Annotated in this window: 2 protein-coding genes; both read right to left on the bottom strand. The window is 69.2% G+C overall.

Annotated features, from left to right (window positions below; genetic code table 11):
- Positions 1-74 precede the first annotated feature (74 nt).
- Positions 75-1,472 carry a Re/Si-specific NAD(P)(+) transhydrogenase subunit beta gene (gene pntB / locus ACNPM4_RS08380; RefSeq protein ID WP_448985381.1) on the bottom strand — a complete coding sequence of 466 codons (1,398 nt, stop codon included), beginning with the start codon at positions 1,470-1,472 and terminating at the stop codon, positions 75-77.
- The coding region (locus ACNPM4_RS08385; protein ID WP_448985382.1) for a proton-translocating transhydrogenase family protein at positions 1,469-1,943 on the bottom strand (475 nt) is incomplete at its 5' end. The genes pntB and ACNPM4_RS08385, both read right to left, overlap by 4 nt.

Here is a 1,943-nt window from a genome sequence, read left to right on the forward strand (position 1 = left end):
CGACGACTCTGCCATGTGTCCACCCTAGGTCTGCATCACCCCGCAGGCCGGGAGCCCGCACCCCTCTCGACAGCTCACAGCGCGGCGATGATGTCCTCCACCCGCTGCTTCGCGTCGCCGAACAGCATCTGCGCGTTGTCGCGGAAGAACAGCGGGTTCTGCACGCCCGCGTAGCCGGCGGCCATCGAGCGCTTGAACACGATGACGTTCTCGGCCTCCCACACCTTCAGCACCGGCATCCCGGCGATGGGGCTCGACGGGTCTTCCGCGGCCGCGGGATTAACGGTGTCGTTCGCGCCGATCACGAGCACCACCGAGGTCGAGGCGAGGTCGTCGTTGATCTCGTCCATGCTGAGGACGATGTCGTACGGCACCTTGGCCTCGGCCAGCAGCACGTTCATGTGCCCGGGAAGACGGCCCGCCACCGGATGGATGCCGAACCGCACGTCCACGCCGCGCTCGCGGAGCCGGTGGACCAGGTCGGCCACCGGGTACTGCGCCTGCGCGACCGCCATGCCGTAGCCGGGCGTGATCACGACGCTACTCGCCGCGATGAGCATCTCGGCCGCACCCTCCGCGGTGATCTCCCGGTGTTCGCCGTACTCGGTGTCGTCCGCGGACGGTGCCGCGACTCCGAAGCCACCCGCGATCACCGAGAGGAACGAGCGGTTCATGGCCTTGCACATGACGTACGAGAGGTACGCACCCGAGGATCCGACCAGCGCGCCCGTGACGATCAGCAGATCGTTGTTCAGCAGGAAGCCGGCCGCAGCCGCCGCCCAGCCCGAGTAGCTGTTGAGCATCGAGACGACCACCGGCATGTCACCGCCGCCGATCGAGGCGACCAGATGCCAGCCGAGGGCGAACGCGAGCACGGTGACCGCGATCAGGAGCCACAGCTGCTGGTCGTTCACGAACCACACGGTGAGGGCGACGAACGCGACGAGCGCCCCGATGTTGAGCCCGTTCTTGCCCGGCAGCATGAGCGGCTTCGACGACATCCTCGCCGACAGCTTCAGGTACGCGACGATCGATCCGGTGAACGTCACCCCGCCGATGAAGACGCCGATGAAGACCTCGGCGTCGTGGATGCCAACGAGCGCCGGGGGGATGTCCGGGTGCGCGAGGTAGCCGTTCCAGCCCACGAGCACGGCCGCGAGACCGACGAAGCTGTGCAGGAGCGCGATCAGCTCGGGCATCCCGGTCATCTCCACGACCCGTGCGCGCCACAGGCCGATGGCCGCGCCGATGAGCACCGCGGCGACGAGCAGCCCGAGGCCGAGGAAGGCGCCGGTGCTCCACGCATCCGCCACGGTGAGGGCGACGGTCGCGACCAGCGCGATCGTCATGCCGGCGATGCCGTAGACCACGCCGGCACGGGCGGACTCGTGGCGGCTGAGGCCGGCGAGGCTGAGGATGAACAGCAGGGCGGCGACGATGTAGGCCGCCCCGGCGAGCGCGTCGACGGTCACTTGCGGCCGCCCTTCGCTGAGTTCCCGAGAGTGAACATCGCGAGCATCCGACGGGTGACCGCGAACCCTCCGAAGATGTTGATCGACGCCAGCAGCACCGCGATCGCGGCGAGCACCTGCACGACCGGCAGCGGCGAGGTGATCTGCAGCATCGCCCCGACCACGATGACGCCCGAGATCGCGTTGGTCACCGACATCAGCGGGGTGTGCAGCGCGTGGTGCACCTTGCCGATCACGTAGAAGCCGATCACGACCGACAGCACCAGCACCGTGAAGTGCTGCGGGAGCGGAGCGGGGGCGAACGCGTTCACGGCGAACAGCGCCGCGATGCCCACCACGATCAGCGTGACCTTGCGCGCCGTGGACATCTTCTTCGGCGGCGCGACCTCGACCGGCGCCGCCGCGGCCTTAGCCGCGGGGGCGGCTGCGACCTGCACGGCGGGCGGCGGCCAGGTGACCTCGCCGTCGCGC

It is taken from the genome of Microbacterium umsixpiens (assembly GCF_053543675.1).